General features: G+C 58.7%; 14 protein-coding genes. 8 read left to right on the top strand and 6 right to left on the bottom strand.

The window, feature by feature from the left end; genetic code table 11:
• Positions 1–40 precede the first annotated feature (40 nt).
• The 4 genes from CA51_RS17450 to CA51_RS17435 all read right to left on the bottom strand — a co-directional run bounded on the left by CA51_RS17450 (position 41) and on the right by CA51_RS17435 (position 7439).
• Positions 41–2095: an acyl-CoA dehydrogenase family protein gene (locus CA51_RS17450; protein WP_145122503.1), complete on the bottom strand. Its 2055-nt coding sequence runs from the start codon at positions 2093–2095 to the stop codon at positions 41–43.
• Positions 2096–2188: 93 nt separating this feature from the next.
• The gene (locus CA51_RS17445; RefSeq protein ID WP_145122502.1) at positions 2189–4417 is read right to left on the bottom strand and encodes a 3-hydroxyacyl-CoA dehydrogenase NAD-binding domain-containing protein; all 2229 of its coding nucleotides are present in this window, start codon (positions 4415–4417) and stop codon (positions 2189–2191) included.
• Positions 4418–4470: 53 nt separating this feature from the next.
• Complete coding sequence (locus tag CA51_RS17440) at positions 4471–5754, bottom strand: thiolase family protein (protein ID WP_231745756.1); 1284 nt, start codon at positions 5752–5754, stop codon at positions 4471–4473.
• Positions 5751–7439 (bottom strand): AMP-binding protein, encoded by a 1689-nt coding sequence (locus CA51_RS17435; protein WP_145122501.1) that lies wholly within the window; start codon positions 7437–7439, stop codon positions 5751–5753. The genes CA51_RS17440 and CA51_RS17435 overlap by 4 nt, the downstream gene beginning before the upstream one ends.
• Positions 7440–8666: 1227 nt before the next feature.
• On the opposite strand from CA51_RS17435, the gene CA51_RS17430 reads away from it, so the two are divergent.
• Together CA51_RS17430 and CA51_RS17425 are read left to right on the top strand one after the other, a co-directional pair.
• Positions 8667–9098 carry a hypothetical protein gene (locus tag CA51_RS17430; RefSeq protein WP_145122500.1) on the top strand — a complete coding sequence of 144 codons (432 nt, stop codon included), beginning with the start codon at positions 8667–8669 and terminating at the stop codon, positions 9096–9098.
• A gap of 171 nt (positions 9099–9269) precedes the next feature.
• The gene (locus CA51_RS17425) at positions 9270–10190 is read left to right on the top strand and encodes a DUF1559 domain-containing protein (RefSeq protein WP_145122499.1); all 921 of its coding nucleotides are present in this window, start codon (positions 9270–9272) and stop codon (positions 10188–10190) included.
• A 446-nt stretch (positions 10191–10636) separates the two neighbouring features.
• Here the strand turns inward: CA51_RS17425 and CA51_RS17420 are convergent, their stop codons facing one another.
• Positions 10637–12295, bottom strand: a complete 1659-nt coding sequence (locus CA51_RS17420; protein ID WP_197451261.1) for a S41 family peptidase — start codon at positions 12293–12295, stop codon at positions 10637–10639.
• A gap of 716 nt (positions 12296–13011) precedes the next feature.
• On the opposite strand from CA51_RS17420, the gene CA51_RS17415 reads away from it, so the two are divergent.
• Positions 13012–14064, top strand: a complete 1053-nt coding sequence (locus tag CA51_RS17415; RefSeq protein ID WP_145122497.1) for a WD40 repeat domain-containing protein — start codon at positions 13012–13014, stop codon at positions 14062–14064.
• Positions 14064–19271 carry an MSCRAMM family protein gene (locus CA51_RS17410; protein ID WP_145122496.1) on the top strand — a complete coding sequence of 1736 codons (5208 nt, stop codon included), beginning with the start codon at positions 14064–14066 and terminating at the stop codon, positions 19269–19271. Before CA51_RS17415 ends, CA51_RS17410 begins: the two co-directional genes overlap by 1 nt.
• Before the next feature lie 253 nt (positions 19272–19524).
• Here the strand turns inward: CA51_RS17410 and CA51_RS17405 are convergent, their stop codons facing one another.
• Positions 19525–20013: a DinB family protein gene (locus tag CA51_RS17405; protein ID WP_197451260.1), complete on the bottom strand. Its 489-nt coding sequence runs from the start codon at positions 20011–20013 to the stop codon at positions 19525–19527.
• 589 nt (positions 20014–20602) lie between these two features.
• On the opposite strand from CA51_RS17405, the gene CA51_RS17400 reads away from it, so the two are divergent.
• From CA51_RS17400 to CA51_RS17385, 4 genes are all read left to right on the top strand, one after another.
• Positions 20603–21385 (top strand): DeoR/GlpR family DNA-binding transcription regulator, encoded by a 783-nt coding sequence (locus CA51_RS17400; protein ID WP_145122494.1) that lies wholly within the window; start codon positions 20603–20605, stop codon positions 21383–21385.
• Positions 21386–21443: 58 nt separating this feature from the next.
• Positions 21444–22163 carry a phosphate propanoyltransferase gene (pduL, locus tag CA51_RS17395; RefSeq protein WP_145122493.1) on the top strand — a complete coding sequence of 240 codons (720 nt, stop codon included), beginning with the start codon at positions 21444–21446 and terminating at the stop codon, positions 22161–22163.
• Between the two features lie 104 nt (positions 22164–22267).
• Positions 22268–22552, top strand: coding sequence for a BMC domain-containing protein (locus CA51_RS17390; protein WP_145122492.1), 285 nt, complete (start codon positions 22268–22270; stop codon positions 22550–22552).
• A 264-nt stretch (positions 22553–22816) separates the two neighbouring features.
• Positions 22817–23089 carry a BMC domain-containing protein gene (locus tag CA51_RS17385; protein ID WP_145098568.1) on the top strand — a complete coding sequence of 91 codons (273 nt, stop codon included), beginning with the start codon at positions 22817–22819 and terminating at the stop codon, positions 23087–23089.
• The last annotated feature ends 32 nt before the right edge of the window (positions 23090–23121 follow it).

Here is a 23121-nt window from a genome sequence, read left to right as displayed (position 1 = left end):
TGCCGCGGCAAGCTTTTATCGCGGCGGATTGGGCTGCAGATTAGTACCGCATCAAGATCGGATCCTCGGCGATCTGCGAAATCTCCGACCATCCCTCGTCAGCTATCGCTTCGCCCAATTCGGTCACGCGGCGGAAGTCGGCAGGACCGGGCCGCGTGCCCAGCAAGCGATGACGCAAATGCCAGCAAACCACATCGGCGGCAGCGTGGCTGATCGGATCGGTCTGCTGCGATCCGTAGAGGCTTGTGCACAGAATCACGACGGCGTCCTGCAGCCGTTGGGAAAGTCCGGCCATCGCGCACTGACGGTCCGCAAGTTTCAGTTGATAGGTCCGCATCGTTGCCGAGATTTCGAAACATGCGTCGGCAAGATACTGCTGAGCGAAACTGGCATGGTGTCGCAATTCCGGTGGCATCTGGTCGAGCGTATCGAGAGTTCGTCCAGCCCGGCGCTGTCCGATGTACCAGCGAGCGTATCGCATCAACGGGCCCTTCAACTGCCAAGCGTGTACCGGATTGGCAGGGTTGGGGCGTTTGATCCCGGCGGCTTGCAAGGCCCGCCCGATCGGTTCGAAGTAATCTTTGCCGTGCTGTTTGACCAACGATTTAAAGAACGCCATCCCCAGCATCTCTCCCTCGCCTTCGTAGATGCAGGGAGCTAGGAATTCGTGGACGTTGTCGCCGAAAGTGTGCCCATGCAGAAACGATCGCCCGCCATGAGTCTTCATGTACAACTCGATCGCCGCCTCTTTCAACGCTTCGCTGCCGAAGATCTTGGCGACGATACACTCCATCTCGCCGCGATAGCCCATGTCGATCAATCCACTGCACCAATGCACAAGCGCGTCGCAGCCGACGATCAACCCGGCCATGTGTCCAATTCGTCGCTGAACCAGTTCGCGGCGGTCGATCGATTGCCCGTAGGTGCAGCGGTAGGCAGCCCATGGCAGCATGCTAGCCAACATCGACCGCATCGTTCCAGCCGCGTTGGCGCACAACGAAACGCGGCCTAGGTTCAGCCCGTGGTAAGCGATTGTTAGTCCGTCGCCCGTCGCGGGACGCAGCAGGTTCGCGGCGGGGACGCGGAAGTCGCGGAAGACCAAGCCGTTGTTGTGGGCACGGCGGAGTGCATACAGACCGTACCGCTTCATTTGAAAGTGTTCATCCTCCTGTTGCGGTAGTTCCGCGATCAGCACCGCCGGTTGGTCATCGATTCGGCAGACCAGTCCAATCGTGCGTCCAGGGATCGCGTTGGTGATGAACAACTTCTCGCCGTTGACGACGTAAGCGTCGCCATCCAGAACCGCCGTCGTTCGCAGCGCCGTCAGGTCGCTGCCCGCTCCCGGTTCGGTCAAAGCAAACGCGGACAATCGCGATCCATCGGCCAGCCCAGGCAGGAACCGCTTCTTCTGTGCTGGATCGCCAAACGTCCGCAGCGGATCGACAGCACCGATGCAACCATGAACCGACGCGAGACCTGCGACCGTCGGTTCGATCGTCGCCATCTTGGTAACGAACTTGGCGAAGTGTTGGAAGCGCAACCCGCTGCCGCCATACGCCGGATCGACAAGCATTCCCCAATATCCTGCCTCACCGAGCCTCGCCAGTGTCGCTTCGGAGATTTTTCCCTGGTCGTCGTAAATGGTCCGATCGGCGATCGCGGATCGGACGACATCCAGGCAGCGATCCATGATCTTTCTGGCTGCCGTTGGAACCTCGCTTGCGTGCAGGCAGTACAGATCGGTGCGAACATCCCGCTTCCAAACGCTTTGATGGATCGGGCTGTTGGACGTCTGGTATTGCGGTGCAAAGAGCGCTTCGACCTGATCGTCCGCCGTATCGAGGACTCCCGTGCGTCGGGCTTCGTCGTCGCTCTTGCCGCCCAAACGGAGCGCGGTTTCCGCAAACGAAGATCCCGCGTCCGGCTGAGTCAGCGGGCGATCGTTTTCTGGCGAATCGGATACCGCTGCCGTTTCCGCCGCAGGTGCCGCGTGGTTATCGGATTGAACCTCCTGCGCCAGTCGCGACAGGTTCTCCTTGCGATCGATTTCTTCTAGCAGTTCGTCGTAGCTTTTATTGTGAATACCAAGGCTCATCGATCGATCCTCCAAATAACAAGTCGAGCAAAACTCGGTTGTCGGCAGGGCGATCTGGATCGCTGCCGACAATAGAAACAGGGGGGGGCGGAATCAGTGCCGTGTCAGACGCTGAGTTCCAAATCCCGAACGATCCTCCGTGTTGACAAACAACGTTCCGCCGGTGGCGGCTAGTTCGTCCAAACGTGTCGCAGGTTCAAATCGAATTCCGTACATGACCTCCAAGGCTTTCATGTTTCGGGCGACGGTCTTCCATCCGATCTGTTCGCCCAGGCTCAACGGACCGCCACGAAACGGTGCAAACCCGGTTCCCAAGACCATTGCCAGATCGACCATCCACGCCTCGGCAACGACACGTTGCTGCAAACACTTGACCGATTCGTTGATCAGCGGATAGATCAGCCGACGTTGCGCGTCGTTGAGGCCATCGTGTGCCATGTCCAGGTGAGGCACCATCGTCGTTGGCACGCCGTCGATGATCGGTTGCATCGGCGTGGGAGCGGCGCGTCGCTGGCCGTCGTACCGATAGAAGCCTTGTCCGCTTTTGCGGCCGATCCAACCACGCGTCACCATCTCGCCAAACAGCTTGACGACGCGTTCGTTATCGCGGAGCACCGAGTCGAGCGCGCCGGAGACATGGTAGGCGACGTCGAGGCCAACTTGGTCCAACAGCTCCAACGGCCCCATCGGCATCCCAAATCTGCGCGCCTCGCGATCGATCGTTTCGGTCGCCACGCCATCGCAAATCATCTGAATCGCTTCGCCGATGTAGGGGAACAGAATGCGATTGACGAGAAAGCCGGGAGTGTCGGTGGTGACGATCGGCGTCTTGCCCAGCGAGCGGACAAACTGAACCAGTTCGTCGATGACCGCGTCGCTGGTCTCCGACGCACGAACAACTTCCACCAATTCCATTCGATGAACCGGATTGAAGAAGTGCAGCCCGGCAACCTGTTGAGGTCGATTCGAAGCGTCGGCCATATGAGCGATCGACAGCGACGAGGTATTGGAGGTCAACAAGCCGTGCGGGTCGACGACCTTGCTGAGCTCGCGAAATACCTTCGCCTTGACGTCGTCGCGTTCGACGACAGCTTCGATCACAAGATCGGCACTCTCGAGCGGCCCCCATTCGCAGGTCGCCGACACGCGTCCCATCGCAGCTTGGGCGTCGGCGGCGGGCAGGCGGCCACTGTCGGACATGCCGGTCAGCAGTGCTTCGATCCGCTTCATCCCCGACGTTGCCAATTCTTCGCTGACCTCTTTGAGCACGACGTGATACCTTTTTAAAGCCGCAAGTTGGGCGATCCCGGCTCCCATCACTCCCGCGCCGACGATTCCTACTTTGTGAATCGTCGAATGGTCGGCGGTCGGGTGATCCGGCGACGGATGACTGTTGGCGGAACGCCAGGTGGCGAGCGACCGCGCTCGCTCGCGGCGGAAGAACAGTTCCAATAGATTGCGGCAGGTGGGCGTTTCGATCAGCCGGCTGAATTCCAGACGCTCGGTAGCGAAACCGTCGGCGCGGCGTCGAAGCCCGGCTTCGATAGCGCGAATCGCTGCGGGGATCGCGGGATAGTGAGCCGCTTCTCGCGCTGTTCGATTGCGAGCGGTGTGCAGTGTGATCCGGCGGCCGATCGAGGTGTGATCCAGGAACCGCGCGAGCAAGCTTTTGTGAATTGGTTGGTGAAGGAGTAGAGGTCGCTGCAGCAGGTCGCGGACGAACTGGTCGACAGAGTTTTTCCAATTCGGTTCGTCGGCGATCCGGTCGACAAGCCCGACCTGCAGCGCTTTGCTCGCCGTCAGTTTCTTGCCCTGCAGGATCATCGGCAGCGATTGGATCAAACCGACGCGTTGCGGCAGCCGCTGCGTTCCGCCCCAGCCGGGGATTACGCCCAGCTGGACCTCGGGCAACCCCAGTCGCGTCGAGACGCTGTCCTGGGCAATTCGGTAACGACAGGCGAGAGCAAATTCCAAGCCGCCGCCCAGGCATGGGCCCGCGATCACGGCAAGGGTAGGAATCTCCAAGTTGGCGATTCGGGTGAACAAGCTTTGCCCGGTCCCTAACGCTTCGGCGACCTCGCTGGCTGTTAGTTGGGCGATTTTTGCGACGTCCGCTCCCGCCATAAAGCCACTCTCGTGGGCGCTGCGAAAGATCACCAGCTTGGCTACTTTGTCGTCTTCGAGATCGCTGACGATCTGCCACAGTTCGGAGATCACGTCGTCGTCGAAGACGTTGATCGATCGCGTGGCGTGCTGGATCCATACGGTGACGACATCGCGATCGTCGCGGTACACATGAAAGTTTTTGTAATCGGTGTTCATTGCGTTTTCTCCCTTTGTCCGGCAAGCGTCGAAAGCAACGCCCGGCGAACGATCTAAGTTTCCACAACCATTGCAAATCCTTGGCCGCCGCCGATACAAAGCGTCGCCAATCCACGTTGCAATCCCCGCTCGCGAAGCGACCGCAACAGAGTGATCACCATCCGCGTGCCAGTCGTGCCGACCGGATGTCCCAACGCGATCGCACCACCGTGGACGTTTAAGCGGTCGATCGGGATTTCGCCCAGCGGGCTGCTGAGTCCGAGTTCCTGCCGCGCAAACGCGGTCGACTGCATCGCTGCCAAGCAGGCCAGCACTTGAGCGGCGAAGGCTTCGTTGATCTCGAACAGATCGAAATCGGCGAGCGTCAGCCCCGTTTGGTTTAACAGTTTTGCCGTTGCGTAAACCGGACCGAGCCCCATCCGCCGCGGATCGCAACCGGCGATCGCGTAGGCGGTGATCCGTCCCAGCGGAGGCTGCGATTTTGCCAGTTCATCGTCGGCGTCGACCAAGACCACCGCCGCCGCCCCGTCGGTTAAGGGGCAACTGTTTCCTGCGGTCACCGTTCCGGCGGGATCGAAGATCGGTTTCAGCTTTCGCAGTTGTTCAATCGATTGATTCGCTCGCGGTCCATCGTCTTTCTCGACGGTTCGTCCCGCGACTTCGATCGGCGTGATCTCCCCGGAGAGGAAGCATTGCTCGCGCGCCGCCACCGCTTTTTGATGACTTTGCAAAGCGAAGCTGTCTTGGTCGTCGCGGCTGATCGCAAACTCTTTCGCCAACACCTCGGCGGTCTCTCCCATATTCAGACCGCTGACCGGATCGGTCAGCCCCAACATGACTCCCGCTACCGGTTTGAAATGTTTTGGCCGCAGTTTGGCAAGGATCGCCAGTTTCGCCCCAATCCGCTTGCTGCGGTTCAGTTGCATCAACAACTTTGCAGCCGATGGAGGAACCAACAGCGGAATTCCCGACATCGACTCGGTCCCGCCGGCGACTACGATGCGAGCTCTCGCTTCGCGAACGATCTGCCAGCCCGACAGAATCGATTCCATTCCCGATCCGCAGTTGCGATTGACGGTGTGGGCGATCCGATCGGTGGGGATGCCCGCCTTTAATGAGACGACGCGAGCGATGTTGGCCGAATCGGCGGGGCCAGCGACGTTGCCAAACACAAGCTCGTCGACCTGATCGGGGATCAGATTGGCTTTGGCCAACGCAGCGGTGACAGCAGCTTGCCCCAACGCCGCTGCCGAGACATCGTTCATCGCTCCGTAGGCTTTGGCAAACGGTGTGCGTTGGCCGGCCAGGATCGCAATCGGTTGCATCGACTGGTTCATTTCATCTCTCCTTCGCGCAAGTGACGACGCAACACCTTGCCCAGGAAATTCCGAGGCAGGTCGTGTTCGCAGCGTTCAAAAATTCGGGGGCGTTTGTGCGCCGAAAGATGTTCGTTGCAATACGCATCCAACGCCGCTTCGTCCCACGGCGCTCCCTTCTCCATGACGAGAAACGCCTTGACGGTTTCGCCTCGCTGAGCGTCGGGGACACCGACGACCGCGGCGTCGTGCACGCCGGGGAAGCCGCGCAGCTTGCGTTCCACCTCGCGAGGAAAGACGTTAAATCCCGACGTGATGATCAGGTCCTTTTTCCGCTCTTGGATTTCGAACAGCCCATCGTTGCGGATTCGAGCCAGATCGCCGGTGAACAGCCACCCGTCGCGGATCGTTCGCTGAGTCTCGACCGGATCGTTCCAATAGCCGAGCATCACCTGCGGTCCGCGGACCACCAATTCGCCGATCTCGCCCTGCGGCAAATCGATCGTGCCAGTCTCGGGATCGACGATCCGGGCATCGGTGTCGGGTAGCGGCAACCCGATCGTGCCGTGCCTCGCGGTGGCGTTCAGCGGACCGACATGAGTCACCGGCGATGCCTCGCTCAATCCGTAGCCCTCGACAACCAGCGCGCCGGTGTGTTCGGCGAATTCGCTAGCGACTTCTGGAGGCAGCGGCGCCCCGCCGGAGATCACCCACTTGATCGAATCCAGCCGCGCCGGGCGCTTGCGGAGTTGTTCGTTCATCGCGACCAGCATCGCTGGCACCGCGTGAAAGACCGTCGGGCGATGACGCTGCATCAACTCGATCGTGCGATACGTGTTGAAGCGATGGTGCAACACGATCGTGGCGATCATCGCCGCTCCGCCAAGCACCGTCGTCGACAAACCGTAGCTGTGAAAGAAGGGGAGGACGCCGGTCAGCCGCTCACGGCCGATTTGGGCACCGGCCCAATAATATTGCTGCCACGCGTTGGCGACCAAGTTGCGGTGGCTGAGCGTGACGGCTTTGGGTTGTCCGGTTGTCCCGCCCGTTGGCAGGATATAGGCAGCGTCGGTCGCCGGATCGCAGTGAGCGGTATCGAAGAGAGGTTCGGCGCGATTCAGTTCATCCCAAAACCAAGCGGCGCTGTCGTTGCCCGGCATCCACCACTGCCCCGTCCGCCTGTGCCGCATATATAGATAGCCGATCTGTTCGAGCGGTCCGAGTTGCGGACGCACCGACACCAGCAATGTTTTGCGGGGCCGGTGCGATCCGCAGAGTGTATGCGAGAGCATGTCTAAACTGATCACCACCTGGCAATCGGTTTCCGCCAACAAGCTGTCGACCTCTTCGGAGACCATCAACGGGCTGATCGCAACCGCGATACCGCCGACGCGCCAGATGCCGTTGACCGCGATGATGTATTCGGGAACGTTGGGCAGCAGCAATCCAACGCGGTCCCCCGGGCGGACTCCCAGGTCTTGCAGGACAGCCGCCAACCGCATCGCATCGCGGTTGAGTTGTCGGTATTGCCAGCGGGTCTCGTAATAGATGCACGCATCGCGATCGGGCATCAGCCCCGCCGCGCGGTGCAACAAACCCCAAGCTGGGAAGGTCGGGTATTGAAGCTTGCGCGGAGGGAGCGCGAAGAGCGGATCGGAGGTTGTCGATCGTTCGTTGCGTTGCAAATCTGAAGAGACCGAAGCCATGGTACACCTCAACACAAGCGAGAAGTCGATTGCTTCCTTGCCGCGTCGCGATCCCCAGTGGGACGGCGATTCCAGTTGTGTTGTTGGTGAGCTCGACGGCTCTTGATGCGGGCCAAGCGATCCTAAGTCAGCATACGAAGTCGACGTCCACCGCCCGCATCGGGCAGCCTACGGAGGAATCTCCGCGACGGACATCGTTCGCCAACTTAGGACACACGTCTTGCGACGTCGCTCGGCACCAATGCAATCAACCTGTGTGTGTCGGTTTAACTTTTAATAAATGCCGACACGGCATAATGACCGGATATAAGAATTCGCTACGCCTGATAAGAGGCCGCGATCGGGCCGACGGTTGCGAGGGTCGATGAGAATAAAGGCAAGGCAATGAATCACAAAACAATGAATCCACCAAACCCTGTTTGCGTTAGGTCCGATGCCTTAATCGTAGGATCGACCGCGGAATGGTCAATGTTGGCGACTGGTTTTCGGTCGCAAATCGCTTGCTAGACAGACTTTAAATCGTTCGGATTTCTTCGACGTTTTTTGCGGTGTGTGCTCGTGAAATATTGCACATGCGCGTTCAGATGGATCACGCTTCAGATTTGGAAGATCCGGGCGGCAAGAAGCCCGCACCGGCGATGTACTGTAGTGCCGAAGCAGGCCTGATTGATTAACACCCGTCCCCTGCAAGAAGATAACTGGCTGATGCTCTTCTCGGTCGCTAGGGCAAGTGAAGGATTGTGCTTCGGCGAATCAGCCACCGCGGCGGCAGCCAAGGGGACCGGACGCCAGCACGTGCCGGTTGAGAAATCACATTGAAGCACTGCTTAGTCCTGGGGATTGGTCGCGACGATACTCTGCCGGTGGGAACGAGTATTGGCGGGGGCGGCAGCGCTGTTGCAGGGGCTGCATCGCAGGTGCATCGTCCTCCGGGCGAGAAGGCTGTTGCGATGCCGCACCATTAAAAGTTGAGGCGACCGTTCGTCCGTCTTCCATTCGGAAGCATTGGTCGCATAGGCAATTGGGGTGTTGCTGGCTAAACCGGCGGGTTTGTCAAAGTTCGTGGAGGGGCGTCAACTCAAAATTGGTGCTTTGTTTAAAATTTTTCTTGTGTTTAACGGGGGAGACCGATATAACTCTTTCTTGCTCCCTGCCTTATCAACTCCTACCACCTTATGCCGATCTCGAATCATGAGATCAGTACACCAGCCCCCTCGAGTCCAGCCGATGCGAAATACCGCTGCGCGATGCTGCGCCAATGTAACTTGGATGATGGCCCTTCTTGTGACGCTCACGACGCTAGGTTGTGGCAGCGACACCGGTGGCCGAGTTGATGTATCGGGCAAAGTAACCTTGGGTGGAGCGCCTTTAGAGAGTGGCACTATCGAAATCCTGGCAGCGGATGGCAGCAGTCAATCCGGAGCGACGATCACCAACGGTGAGTTCTCGATCCCCGCCGAAAGAGGCCTGAAACCGGGCGATTACATCGTCAAGATCTTTGCTGGCGACGAGACCGTCGCTGCCGTCGAAGCTGCTCCTGGCGACTCCAGTGCGGCGCCGGTTTCCAAAGAGCGGATTCCGCCGGAGTATAATGTCGAGAGTACGCTGACAGCAAAAATTGAAGCTTCCGACAACGTTTTAAGCTTCGATATTCCTTAGCCTATCCCGACCTTTAGAAGCCCTTCGTTTGCGGCCTGCAGACGAAGCCTGCCTTTCGATCTCTGCTGCCCCAAAAAATATCTACTCGTTATTTGCTTCGTTATCGCGTGCGCAATGCGAACACTTACGTGCTGCGCACCGCTTACTTTTGTTCTGAAAAAGGAGACTTTCATGTTACGTGCGAAATCATTGAGGAAGGCGTTCACGCTTGTTGAGTTGTTAGTCGTGATCGCGATCATCGGTATTCTTGTCGGCCTGTTATTGCCCGCTGTTCAAGCGGCTCGCGAGGCGGCTCGACGGATGCAGTGTGGCAACAACGTCAAGCAGATTACGTTGGCAACCCACAACTATCACGACACCTACAACGCATTGCCCGTCGGGGCGTATGGATGCTGTTGGGGAACGTGGCAGATCGCGATCCAATCATTCATGGAACAGGACGCGATCTACGAGATGTACAATCAAAACGGCAAATTTGATATTCCCGACAGCAGCTTTCGCTATTCGGGAGCGAAGAACATCGCCGCAACAAGCATCCGCTTGGACGCGCATTCGTGTCCTAGCGATATGCCCAACACTCCGATCTCGACGATCACCAGCCACAACTACGCTGCCAATTACGGCAACACCGGTAACGCTCAACAGACAGTTAACGGTGTCTTGTTCGAGGGCGCTCCGTACGGCACAGCGAGTTCGACCAACCTGAAACAATACAAGTTTCGCGACGTACTAGATGGGCTCAGCAACACCTTGATGATTGCCGAGGTACTGCAGGGCAAGGGGGGCGATCTGCGAGGCTTCACATGGTGGGCTGATGCAACCGGATTCACAACGTTTTTGGGGCCCAACACTGCACTTCCCGATCGGATTTACTCTTCGAGCTATTGCCAAAATCTCGAGGTTGCCGGACTTCCCTGTGCCGTGTCGACGACAACCAATCCAACGATGTTTGCATCGCGCAGTCGTCATCCCGGTGGTGTTCAGGTCGGGAAATGTGACGGTTCGGTTCGATTTGTTGCCGAGACTGTCGATCTGAATGCATGGCGAGCCAGCAGCACGACTTACGGTGGCGAAGCCCTGCAGATCGACTGAGTTTTCTCGACTCGGACGTTTCCGATAGAAAGAGATCGGCGTGGAAGATGAAACACGTCGATCCGTTGACAAAGTGAAGTGGCGTGGTCCCCGCGCGGGCCACGCCTTTTTTTAGAGTGATCGAAACGCTGCTCTTCAGTTTCCCGCGATCCGCCGACGGTTCTCCCCGTATCGCGTCGATTGCCCGCTCGCTTCCAAGCCGATCGCTTGGCGTCAGTCGATTGGCTGAGCGAGCCGATTTGTGGGCTGGCCTTCTGGACTTGCTGCATCGCCCCATTGTCAGAGATTGGGGCGATAGCTGTCGGCAAACTTTAACGCTTGAAGATCACGAACCCCCGTGGCGCGAGCGAAGGTTTTTGCAAGCGTCGCGAGACTCCTTCGCGCGCCGCGGGTTCGTGAACTGTCTCAACCGATCCGGCCGCTGCCGGATCGATCTCTGCCAGCTGTTAAGGTTGAGGCCGTAGGCTGACGCGTGCGTTGCCGCGAACAAACTCGACTGCGGTTTCGAGGACCATATCGTTTGGAGCCGGTTGTCGCGCCACACCCTGTTGATCGACAACCGGTCGCATCGCGATCGTTTGTTCTTCGACAGGAATGTGAGGCGTTACTCCGCTACCGCTGATCGGGCGACCATTGGGCGAGTAGAACTTGGCGGTCGTCAGGCACAGTCCGGCGTGAGCACTCTTCATGCGGAAGATTCCCTGCACGGTCCCCTTGCCGTAGGTGCGGCTGCCGACGATTGTGCCGCGGCCGTGATCGTAGATCGCTGCGGCGAAAATCTCGCTGGCACTGGCACTGTCTTCGTCGACCAGCACGACCAACGGAACGCTCCAGGTGCCCGATCGGTGAGCGACGTAGTCGAAGTTCTCGTTGCTGTTGCGACCGCGAGTCTGCACGATCCGCCCGTCGCTAAGGAAGCGATCGGCCAAGTCGACGCCCGCCGTCAGCAGTCCCCCCGGGTTTCCACGCAGATCCAGGATCAGCGTCTGCATCCCTTCGCGGTGCAACTGCCACAAGGCTTGGTCGATATCGCGGATCGTCGTCTTTTGGAAGCTGGTCAACCGCAGGTAACCGATGCCGTCGGTCTTGTCTTGAATGTGAACGTTTTCAACGCTCGGGACTTCGACGCGGCGGCGTTGAACTCGCATCGTGCGTTGAGCCTGTCCGATGCTGTCGACAACCACGCTGACATAGGTTCCTTCGCTGCCACGCAACAGGTCGGCGGCATAGTCGGGAGTTACCTTGTTGGTCCAGTTGTCTTCGACGGCAACGATCGCATCGCCAGCTTTCAGTCCCGCCTGTTCGGCTGGGCCACCAGCGATCACGCTGACGATCCGCAAACGGTCGCTTTCAGCTTTTAGTTCGACTCCCAAGCCGACGAAGTTGCCTTCGATGTTGGCGAAGGTTTCGTCGAGTTGATTGCCGGTCAGGAACCGCGAGTAGGGATCCAGCGTGGCGACGGCACCACAAACGTATTCCCAAACCGTAGCGGCAGGCGACAGTCCCAGTTGCTGCTTGGCGACACCCGCGACAAACGACGCGTTGGCTCGCAGATCGAACCGAGTTCCCTGCGGACGGTCCTGAACATAGAACCGCACCGTTTGGCGGAAGGCTTCGATCTTATCGGCTGGCACGTTGGGCAGATGCCGTTGGACAAACGAAGGTTCGATCAATGCGACTTCTAATGATGCGGTCCCGTGACGCATGACTTCGGTCCAGGCAGGGGAATCGACATAGTTCCGCTCGAGATTCTTGAGAATCTCGTCGTACATGTCCAACACCTGCGGCGAACTCATCGTATCGACCGAACGCAAAAAGCTTGTGTCCTGGTAGCGACGGCGGACATCGAAGTGCATCCGGCTGATCGTCAAGCGATCTTTAAATGCTTGTTGTTCGGGATATTGCCGGACAGCCGATTCGTAGTGCCGGATCGCTTCGGGCCATTTGCCGGCACGTTCCAGAGCTATGCCCGCTTCATATTGAGCGGATATCGGATCGACGGCAGCCGGGTTTGACGCAGGCTGCGCTAATGCAATCGATGGGCCAGCGATCAAGCAAGCCAGGAAAGCGAGGGAGGGTCGCCAGCCCGTTTGTTCTCGTAACATGTAGAATCCATCGGAGCGCGGGAGGCAGCGGTGGGGAAGGGCACCACTGGTGGCCGCTGGAACTGGCATGCAGCTAGCAACCACGAGAATATAGGTCACGCTTAGTGCCCGGTCAAAAAAAGTGGATCAGTTTTGGGGAGAAATAACCGCCGCAATCGTCACCAGCTGAATTTGCTGATCCGATTGCAACAGTCGAACGGCTCAGGCAATCCCCGCCCGTGGGCGTTTCGGAATTGTTCCGAGCCAAACTGATCCGCTTCCTTCACACGCATCCCGCGAGAAAGAAGGCCGCTCGTTCCAGGGGAGCGAGCAACCGTTGGGCGTCGATCTATTTGTAGGAATCCGACCACTTGGGGTCAAGCAACTTGGGCCGCTACCGGTCGCGGTGGCTCTGAATTTCTTTAGGCATTCCTGTCAAAATCGCTACATTCGGCAGGCTTTCTCGCCCCGCTGCCCGCCGCTCCCGCAAAACACAGGGCCGCGCGATTCGACAGTCCCGCAACGCGCCGCCAGCCGCCCCTCAGTCGGCCAAAGAGGGGCGATTCATCGAGGGAGCGGCGCGTTGATAGCATTCGACTTTGACGGCGATAAAAGACAACTTGGACTTCAAAACGTTCATTGCCGACGGTCGGGAACGCCGATATCGCCTACTGGAGTTCTGCGCGTCGATCGCTGCTTGAGCTGCGTTGACCTGTCAAATCCAGGAGGGATTCACGGTGGTATTTCGCTTTGCTTTTATTCTGCTGTCGCTTGCGATGGCCTGCTTCGAACTGGCAAATTGCCATGCTATCGAAACGATCCCCAATAACCTTTCGATTCGTTTAGAGCCTGTAGCGGGGCGGGACTATCCCCCTGTGGTTACAGCTTTGGCGATCAGCCCCGGTGGCGAACTGCTCGCCGCAGCGGGCGATGATCACGCGATTCGTCTTCTCTCCGGGGAGAACTTCTCCAAACAGCAGATCATTGGTCAGCACACCGATTGGGTTCGCTCGCTCGATTTTGCCCCCGATGGTTCGATGTTGCTGTCGGCTGGCAACGACGGCCGAATTCAGGTTTGGCTACGCGAGAGCAACTGGGAAAACCCACGCGATATCGGCGGCGGACCGGCTCTGGCCTGCGTTCGATTCAACGACGACGGAAAGCGGATCGCAGCTGTCGGCTTCGACCCGCAGATCTTTTTGATGCAATCCAAGACGATCCCCGCAGCAAAACTGACCTGCAAGTGCCGCGATCTGCGGACTGCATTGTTCACCGACGTCGACGACATCCTGGCCGTCGGCGGTCGATCGGGGGAGATGCACTTCATCGATCCCGATACCGGTGAGACGTTGGCGGCGATCTCTTTGCACGTCGGGCGTCTGCGAGACAGCACGTTGGTCCGCGGTGCCAACATGATCGTGTCGGTCGGCGAAGACGGCCGCTGTGCGATCGTCGATACCGTGCAAATGAAGATGCTTCGCGAGGTCACGATCCCGGGCTGCAAGTTGTTGTCGGTCGCAGCGATCGATTCGCAACATGTCGCCGTCGGCGGTTCGGACAACTTGATTCGTGTATTGAACGTCAACAGCGGTGAAGTCACGAAGAAGCTGACCGGCCATCAAGGGACCGTCGCGGTGCTTAAGGCAAACGTCGAGCACTTGATCTCGGGCAGCTACGACACGTCGATTCGGTTCTGGCGACTGTCGCAGATCCAACAACACGAGACGGTCGCTGGGATCCCTGGCATGGAATCGACAGACACAACTTCGACATTGGCAACGGAGCGATAATGGTGTTTCAACGAGCGTTTAATAAATTTTTGCGACCCAAGACTCAGCCCGTTGCCGCCGTCCGACGAATTCGTTCGGTCGAGCGACTCGAAGCGCGATGCGTGATGGACGCCGCGGCGATGCCAATCCACGTCGGTCTGGTCTATATCGAAACCGATTACCTGGAAACCAGTTTCGGCGACAATCAGGTCGACGAGGGGGATGACTCGCATCCCGATCAATTCCAACTGTCGTTTGTCGGCGGTGCCGATGGGACGTCGTTGACCAAGTTGTCGATCGATCTGGATAAAGATGGCGATGGCTTGAGCGTTGGCGACGCGATCTTCGACACCAAAGCTGGCGGCCTCGGCAAAGCCGGCTACCACGACTTCAAAGTCGTCAGCCTGTTGTCGGCCAATCCCGCCGCATCGGTGTCGGCAACCGTTTCCGATGGCGGCATGCTGTTGGAGCTGGAGTTCAACAACTTCCAAGCGGGCGACAAGCTGATCTTCAGCCTCGATGTCGACGAAATCTTGAAGGTCAGCGATGATGTCGCCATCTTCAATAGTCGCTTGGACGTGATCAAATCGGGACAGGAGTTCCACGATACGATCCTCACCGCAAGCTTCGAGGCGCCACACTATTTCGATGTCACCACGTCGGATATCTTCGTAAACGATTACGGCGATCCTCAAGCGATTTACGGTATCGATCTGCCTCCCGATGCGGGCAACGATGTCCGCAGCCACGCCGACCGGACCGCTGCCGCTTTGGTGACGCTGCAACAAGCGCCCAAACCGATCTCGATCGGCGGTACCGTCTATCTGGACAACGATCTGAACCTCGTTCAAAGCGCGTCGGAAAAGGGGATCCCCGGCGTCGAACTGCGGCTGTACATGCTGGATGAAGCGAGCGGTCAGTTCCAGTACACCGGGCATTCGACGCAGACCGATGCCAACGGCGACTACCACTTCGGCACCGATCTCGATCTGATGCCGGGCACCTACCACATCGAAGAGACGCAGCCGACGGGATTGTTCAGCGTCGGCGCGGTTCCCGGTACCGTCGACAACAGCATCAGCGGAACCGTGCTCAATGCGGATGTCTTGACCGGCATCGAGATTCCATTGGGCGATCTGCACGCGGTCGACTACGATTTCGCTGAAGCCGATCCGGCCAAGATCAGCGGTTATGTCTACCGCGACGATAGCGACGACGGCATCAAAGATCCGGGCGAAATCGGTCTGGGCGGTGTCACCGTCCGTCTGATCCCCGTCGACACGATCGCTCCCGAAGAGATCGTCGAGACGACCACCGCCGCCGACGGTTCGTACAGCTTCACCGACCTGGCCCCAGGTCGCTACCGAGTCGTCGAAACCGTGATGCCTCACGATCTGTCCGACGGTTTGGATACCGCCGGTACCGTCGACGGGATCTTGGTCGGTATCGCGGTCAATCCCGGCGATGAGATCAACGCGATCGATCTGCAAGGCGGATCGGTCGGTATCGATTACAACTTCGGCGAACTGCCGCTTGGTTCATTGGCTGGAGCGGTCTACCTGGTCGCTCCCGGCGAAGATTGCTTTGGCCCGCACGACGAAAGCGGCGACGTCCCACTGGAAGATGTTCGGATCGTCTTAGAGGACTCCGCAGGCAACTTCATCGCCGAGACGCGGACCAATTCACTGGGCGAATATGAATTCGATCGCTTGGTCAAAGGCAACTACCGAATCATCGAATACACGCCTGTGGGACTGCTCGAAGGCGCCGCACATGTCGGTATGATCGACGGCCAAATGGTCGGCAGTATCGACGGCGGCAGCCGGATCACGACGATCACCCTCAGCGCTGGCGGCGAGGGAACGCATTACGATTTCTGCGAAGCCGCCCCCGCCAAAATTTCGGGTTACGTCTACCACGATCAATCGAACGACGGAATCCGCGATTCGGGCGAAGAGGCGATCCCTGGAGCTCTTGTCGAACTAATCGATTCGACCGGCGCTGTCGTCGCCTCGCGGCAGACCGACGCCAACGGATTCTACCAATTCGATAACCTTCTGCCGGGCGAATACACCCTGCGTGAAACGACTCCCGCCGGCTACCTCGACGGGCTCGACACCGCCGGAACCGTCGCGGGGTCAACCGTCGGCCGCGCCGACAATCCTGGCGACCGAATCCTCGCGATCAACCTGCGGCAGGGACAGGTCGGTGTCGAATACAACTTCGGCGAACTGAAGCCGGGGACGATCTCGGGGCGGATCCATGTCGACACCGATGGCGACTGCGAGATCGATCCCGATGAACTGCGGCTGGAAGGCGTTGTCGTCGAACTGTACGACGATGCCGGGAATTTCCTGATGCAGACGACGACGAACAGCCAAGGCGAATACGAGTTCATCAACCTCGCGCCGGGTAATTACACCGTCGTCGAAATCCAACCCGTCGGATATTACAACGGCGACCAACACGCTGGCACCACCGGCGGCGACGATTCGGTGACCGATCGAATCTCGCAGATCCCACTCAGCTCGGGCCAGGACTCGCAGTTCAACGATTTCTGTGAACTTCCACCAGGCACGATCTCCGGTTACGTTCACGTCGATACCGACGGCGATTGCATTCGCGATCCCGACGAACTGCGTCTGTCGGGCGTCACGATCGAACTGTACGACGAATCCGGTACGCTGATCGCAACGACAACAACCGACACGTTGGGACGCTACGAGTTCACCGATCTGGCTCCCGGTGAATATACCGTCGTCGAACTGCAACCGGCGGGATATTTTGACGGCGACCAACACGCCGGTACGACTGGCGGCGACGATTCGGTAGTCAATCGGATTTCGCGGATCCCATTGGCGGCGGGACAGGACAGCGAAGCAAACGACTTCTGCGAACTGCCACCCGGTTCGATCTCCGGATACGTTCACGTCGACACCGATGGCGACTGCGTCCGCGATCCCGATGAACTGCTTCTGTCGGGCGTCACGATCGAACTGTACGACAATAATGGCACGCTGATCACGACGACGACCACCGATATCAACGGTCGCTACGAATTCACCGACCTGGCTCCCGGCGACTACACCGTCGTCGAACTGCAACCGACCGGCTATTACGACGGCGATCAGCACGCTGGCACGACCGGCGGCGACGATTCGGTGATCAATCGAATCTCGCAGATTCCGTTGGCAGCGGGGCAGGCCAGCGAATCGAACGACTTCTGCGAACTGCCACCCGGTACGATCTCTGGCCGCGTGCATGTCGACAGCGATGGCGATTGCGTCCTCGATCCCGAGGAAGAACTGCTTGCGAACGTCGAGATGCAGTTGTACGACGCCGACGGCACGTTGATCGCAACCACGCTGACCAACACCAACGGCTTCTACGAATTCACCGACCTCGCGCCGGGCTCCTACTCGGTGATCCAGGTTCAACCGAACGGTTACTTTGACGGCGATCAACACGCTGGTACAACCGGCGGCGATGATTCGGGGCTGAACAGCATCGTTTCGATCGGTCTGCTGGCCAACCAGAACTCGCTGAACAACGACTTCTGCGAACTGCCACCGGCGATGATCAGCGGTTACGTCTTCCAGGACGGCGACGTGCGACTGCTTTCGCAAGTTCCCGAACCGGAGGATTTGCGAGGGATCTCCGACGGTCTGCGGACCGGCGACGATACGCCTTTGGCCGGTGTGACGCTGGAACTTCGCAACGTCTTGGGGCAAGCTTTCCTCGGCGAGAACGCACTCCCAGGGACCTACGCCGATGGGCCGATTCGCGTCGTTACCGATGCCAACGGCTTCTACGAGTTCACCGGTCTGCGATCTGGTACCTATCACATCTACCAGATTCAACCCGATGGCTACATCGACGGCTTGGACACCGCGGGCAGCTTGGGCGGTTTCGCCGTCAACGCCGCCGATGTCCCCGAGGACTCGACGACGACGTTCCAGTTGCAAACGTTGACGTTGGACAGTGCGACGAATCCAAACAACGACGGAATCATTTTGATCGACCTGCCCGTCGGTGGATCGTCGGTCGAGAACAACTTCAGCGAAGTGTTGATCCGCGAACAGCCACCGATTCCGCCAGTCGAATGGGATCCGCCGCCCGTCGAATTCACTCCGCCGCCGATCGAAACGTTCATCAACGCTCCGCTGTTGATCAATTTTGCCGACGCGGTGGAGATCAATAATCCGATCTGGGCCAACGATGATCCCGGCGTGACGTGGCACTTGAGTGTCATCGATGGTGGCTTCCCACGCGGCGAAACTGCGTTCGAAAGCTCCGGTGGCAAGGTGATCCAAAACGCCGGCATCGTGTTGGACACGGCTGCTTGGAGTACCAATCTTCGCGACAAAGGCAACTGGTTGCTGATGGACCGCGATGGGAATGTGTTGTCCGAATCGTCGGCGATCACGCTCGGCGATGCCGATGCCATCCCGTTGGCTGGCGACTTCAACGGCGACGGCCGCGACGAACTGGCTCTCTTCATCGAGGGAAATTGGTTCATCGATGTCAACGGAAATGGCAAGTGGGACGGTAACGACTTGTGGGTCAAACTGGGAACCGAGATGGATCGTCCGGTCGTCGGCGACTGGGACGGTGACGGCAAAGACGATATCGGAATCTTCGGTCCCGAATGGGATCGCGATCCCGAAGCGATCGTCCGCGATCCCGGTTTGCCCGATCCCGACAACATTCGCCGTCTGCGTCCTAAGAACCAACCGCCGATGCAGCCCGAAGCGACCGATGGTATCCGCGTCTTGCAGCTTCGCGAACGGGGCCAACTGCGCAGCGACTTGATCGATCACGTCTTCCGATATGGGCACAACGCCGATACGCCACTGGTGGGCGATTGGAATGGCGATGGCATCGATACGATCGCTGTCTTCCGCGCCGGGCGTTGGATGTTGGACAGCGATGGCGACGGCCGCTGGACCACGCGGGACGAAACCGTTCAGTTTGGTGAACCTGGCGATCTGCCAGTTGTTGGCGATTGGAACGGCGACGGGATCGATCAGATCGGCGTCGTCCGCGGCGACACTTGGATCATCGACAGCAATTCCGATCGGCAGCTGACTGCGGACGATAAGCGTTTCGATCAGCCGCATTCGCCCAACGGCCAGCCCGTTGCAGGTGACTGGGACGGCGATGGCACCAGCGAAGCCGGTGTCTACGAAACGCAGACCGATCCGATCGCCGAAGACAAAGCGGCCTAAACCACGGGTAGAAATTGACTGGAGAAAGTGTCCGGCGAAAGTCTGACACTCCAGCGCCTGGGAGGCTGGGCCGCAATCGACATCCTGCCTATCGACTTGTTGGAAACCACTGCAAAGTTCACCGAGCGCGAATTGCTTGCCACCGGGGGACGTTGATGTCGGTGGGACGCTGGCTAACGCAGACCCCGGCTATCGCTAGGGTTGGAACGCTCCGATCTTGCCGTTTTTCGATATTCTGGTTGTCCCGAGGCGACTAGATTTTCAAGACGGAGCCCATGCCGCGGCTGCGACGCCAGGCGCTTAGTTGGCCGATGTGCATTCCAAAGTGAGTCGTCAGAAGGTGTCCCACCATGTCGCCGACTGTCGGCAGGTGAGCTTTCAGGATCGGGCTGCTTCGCTCTGCGGCAAGATCTTCATCGCTCGCGTTGGCGACAGCCATCAAGAAGCGGTCGGCCGATTCATTAAAGAAGGTGACCAAGTCGGCTTTGCTCATCAAGTTGTCGGCCGCTTCGGTCGGTTGGCTGCCTGGGCCGTAGATCGGCATCATCTGCTCGGCTCGCTCGACGGGCAGCCCCATCGTCATCAGCCCGAACTCGTTGCAAAGAGCCAAGTGTCCCAAGATCCAGTTCGGCGAATTGCCACCGCCGGCCGGCAGGCTCTGAAAGTCGGCGTCGGAGATTCCGTCGACCATCTCGGTCAACACGCCGCGCATCATCGTGAACAACTTCGCTTCAAGTTCCATTGGTTTCGTCCTGCAGCCAAATGATGGATTCCAGTAGGTTGCCGTTGAGGCGCAACGGCAAGAGACGCTCTTAATATACGCGTCGAAGATAGCGCAGCCCATCACACCACTCGCAGTGGAAGTCGTCAACGGCCTGTCGATTTGATCAGCCGTTTGGGCGTTAGCCCCGGTTCAAGCACCGCTAAACCGGGGCTAACGCCCAAACGGCTAATTCAAGAAGTTCGCACGCGATTAAATCAACAGGCCGTCAAGACTATCGATTTACGGCGGATACCTCACCTCTCGAAACTCTCGACGGGAGCCGCTGCGGGGGCCGCTAACTCAGGTCCGCGACGGGGCGAGGTCGGCTGCTTCTTCTCTCATAGGCGTCAAATTTGCCACAGCCTGTCGCAAATTGTGAAACCTTGGCGAGGAACCCGTTTCGTTCGCGATTCGGGCCTGCAAGAAGTCGAGAACGATAGTACGCTATGATAGCAAAACAGGTAAATTAGGCGGATTCTCTGGTCGGCGGTGATTGATTTCTTTCACGTGGTGACAATAATCTATCACGAGCAACGAGTTTTCTCGCAGATACCGGAAGAAATCGATCTTGTCCAACGGCTCTCCCACGGAAGCACGGCGTGAAAATCTGCGACGGCAGATTCAAGCGACCGGATTTGCGTCGCTGTTGGAATTGGCGGCGGAACTGCAGGTCAGCGAATCGACGATTCGCCGCGACTTGGACTATTTGGAGGAACTTGGCGAGGCGAGACGAACTCACGGCGGCGTGTTTTGGACCGGGTCACCGACCAACATGCGACTGTTCGAAGGTCGCCGAGACAACCGTTGGGAACAGAAGCGAGCGATTGCCCAGGCCGCTAGCCAATTGATCGGCGACAGCGACACGATCATCCTCGACGGTGGCAGCACGACTTACGAACTGGCCCGTCTGTTGGTCAGACGGCCACTGCAAGTCGTGACGAATTCGCTGCCCGTCGCGAACCTGTTTGCCAGCAGCGACAAGTCGGATTTGGTCCTCGTCGGCGGTTACGTTCACAACCGCACCGGCGTCACGTTGGGGCCGTTCGCAAATACGATGTTAGAAAGTTTGAATGTCCGCCACGCGGTGATTAGTATCGCCGGGGCGGATGAGCGAGGTTACTACAACAGCAACATGCTTCTTGTCGGAACGGAGAAGGAGATGTTGCGCAGCGCCGACGAAACGATCATCGTCGCCGACAGCACCAAGTTTGGCCACGCGAGCCTTTCGCGAACCTGCCAATTGGGCGATGTCGCGACGGTCGTGACCGACGACGAACTATCGCCCCAGTGGCAACAACGACTGACCGACGCCGGCGTCCAATTGATCATCGCCCCGGCGCTTCATCCATAAATCAAGACGACCGTCCCCCACAATCCGCAGCCCCCACCGACCTGCAACCTAACTGCCCATGACACAATCTTTAGACAACGCACAGATCGAAGCCTTGGTTCGCCGCGCCGTTCGCGCGATCGTCAACAACGATTCGACATCGGCTGCTCAACCTCCCGGTTGGGTCGATGGCAAACCGAACCTTCGCGTTAGCATCTCGGCGCGGCACGTCCACCTGTCGGATGAACACGTCGAAACGCTGTTTGGCCCCGGCGCAACGCTGACGCCGATGAAGGACCTGTACCAAGACGGCTTCTTCGCCGCGGAACAGACGGTCATGATCATCGGCCCCAAGAAGCGGATGTTGCCAAGTGTCCGCGTGCTGGGCCCGACGCGCCCGTACAGCCAAGTCGAACTGGCCTTCACCGATTCGATCTCGTTGGGACTGGATATTCCGATCCGTCACAGCGGCGACATCGAAGGGACTCCAGGATGCGTCATGGTCGGCCCCGCTGGTACAGTCCAATTGGACAAAGGTGTGATCCGCGCCGCCCGCCACGTTCACATGAATCAAAGCGACGCCCAATTCTACGGCGTCAAAAAGGGTGACTTCATGGATCTGAAGATCACCAGCCCGCAGTGCACCGTCACGATGAGCGACGTGTTGGTTCGCGCCGACGATACCAGCAAGCTGGAAGTTCACATCGACACCGATGAAGGAAACGCTTGCAACCTCGACAGCGCTACCAAGATCGAATTGATCCCCAGCGGCGGCGGATGTGGCTGCAAGGCTCACTAAATTCCGTCCACCCGGTTCGGCGGCACCGCCGTTCCGACAACACCCGATTTCAAATTTCGAATTTTCGATTTCAAATTCCCTCCCTCCCTCCAGAGACCAATTAGATGGCAAAGATTAACGAAGCGCTCGGTATGATCGAGACGAAGGGTTTTATCACCATGATGGAAGCGACCGACGCGATGTTGAAATCCGCCAACGTCACTTTCCTCGGTTGGGACAAAGTCGGCAGCGGCTTGGTTACCGCGTTTGTCACCGGCGATGTTGCCGCAGTGAAAGCCGCAACCGATGCGGGTGCCGCAGCGGGCGGTCGCGTGGGTGAAGTGGTTGCCGTTCAGGTGATCCCACGTCCACACGACGACTTGGGCAAGGTTCTCAAGGTTGGTGGCTGAGCCGTTCGTTTGGGCGACCTCGCCTGACGAGCGTTGCGTCGACCGTTAAGGTCTGCCGCACAACTACGCTAACCACCGGACAAGCTTCCCATGGCAAAAAAGAAAACGACTTCGACTCGCACTCCCGCGACCGAATCCAAACCGGCTGGCGGCACTGCTGCCAAGCAGCCCGCTCGACGAACGACGGCTGCAACGACAAGCACCGCCGTAACCAAAACTGCATCCGCAACCGCTCCTTCACAAAAAACTTTCTTGGAAAATAAGATGAATCAAGCACTTGGCCTTGTTGAAACAAAGGGTTTGTTGGCCCTGATCGAAGCTACCGACGCGATGGCCAAAGCGGCAAACGTCGAAATCACCAAACGCATCGACATCGGTGGTGCGTTCTGCACGACCGTCGTCACCGGCGATGTCGGCAGCGTTCGCGCAGCCGTCGAAGCGGGTGCTGCCGCGGCAGCTCAAGTCGGCGAATTGGTCGGCAGCCACGTGATCGCTCGTCCCAGCGAAGGCTTGGTCGAAGCGTTCATCAACAAGTAGTCGACCGGCGATCGCTGCCGCGACCCGATGAC

It is taken from the genome of Rosistilla oblonga, from assembly GCF_007751715.1.
GTDB classification, from domain to species: domain Bacteria; phylum Planctomycetota; class Planctomycetia; order Pirellulales; family Pirellulaceae; genus Rosistilla; species Rosistilla oblonga.
This window is presented reverse-complemented; position numbering and strand designations above follow the sequence as displayed.

Bases quoted from the DNA above. Each gene is read 5' to 3' on its own strand.
- CA51_RS17450 (WP_145122503.1), bottom strand. From the start codon at position 2,095: ATGAGCCTTGGTATTCACAATAAAAGCTACGACGAACTGCTAGAAGAA.
- CA51_RS17445 (WP_145122502.1), bottom strand. From the start codon at position 4,417: ATGAACACCGATTACAAAAACTTTCATGTGTACCGCGACGATCGCGAT.
- CA51_RS17440 (WP_231745756.1), bottom strand. From the start codon at position 5,754: ATGAACCAGTCGATGCAACCGATTGCGATCCTGGCCGGCCAACGCACA.
- CA51_RS17435 (WP_145122501.1), bottom strand. From the start codon at position 7,439: ATGGCTTCGGTCTCTTCAGATTTGCAACGCAACGAACGATCGACAACC.
- CA51_RS17430 (WP_145122500.1), top strand. From the start codon at position 8,667: ATGCGAAATACCGCTGCGCGATGCTGCGCCAATGTAACTTGGATGATG.
- CA51_RS17425 (WP_145122499.1), top strand. From the start codon at position 9,270: ATGTTACGTGCGAAATCATTGAGGAAGGCGTTCACGCTTGTTGAGTTG.
- CA51_RS17420 (WP_197451261.1), bottom strand. From the start codon at position 12,295: ATGTTACGAGAACAAACGGGCTGGCGACCCTCCCTCGCTTTCCTGGCT.
- CA51_RS17410 (WP_145122496.1), top strand. From the start codon at position 14,064: ATGGTGTTTCAACGAGCGTTTAATAAATTTTTGCGACCCAAGACTCAG.
- CA51_RS17405 (WP_197451260.1), bottom strand. From the start codon at position 20,013: ATGGAACTTGAAGCGAAGTTGTTCACGATGATGCGCGGCGTGTTGACC.
- pduL (WP_145122493.1), top strand. From the start codon at position 21,444: ATGACACAATCTTTAGACAACGCACAGATCGAAGCCTTGGTTCGCCGC.
- CA51_RS17390 (WP_145122492.1), top strand. From the start codon at position 22,268: ATGGCAAAGATTAACGAAGCGCTCGGTATGATCGAGACGAAGGGTTTT.
- CA51_RS17385 (WP_145098568.1), top strand. From the start codon at position 22,817: ATGAATCAAGCACTTGGCCTTGTTGAAACAAAGGGTTTGTTGGCCCTG.